This window comes from Vibrio marinisediminis, from assembly GCF_014050145.1.
Lineage (GTDB): Bacteria > Pseudomonadota > Gammaproteobacteria > Enterobacterales > Vibrionaceae > Vibrio > Vibrio marinisediminis.
The window spans coordinates 1-221 of the sequence record NZ_JACFYF010000467.1; the positions used below are offsets into that span (position 1 = coordinate 1).

Sequence of the window (221 nt, forward strand, 5' to 3'; positions counted from 1 at the left end):
TCGCCACCTATGGAAAATGCTCGAGAGGTTACCCCACTTGGTACTGCGAGCAAGTATATTACCATAAAAATTAATGACACTTTAGCTGCGAATACAACCTACGCTTTTAACTTCGGGAATAGTATTCAGGATAATAACGAAGGAAACCCTTACTCCTACTATAAATTTGTAATTTCTACCGGAAGCTATATAGACTCGCTTTCTGTAAAAGGAGAGATTCT

General features: G+C 38.5%; 1 protein-coding gene. It reads left to right on the forward strand.

The genetic code is table 11. The annotated features are described in order from the left end of the window. On the forward strand, window positions 1–221 hold a 221-nt coding region (locus H2O73_RS24620; RefSeq protein ID WP_182110876.1), incomplete at both ends, for an Ig-like domain-containing domain.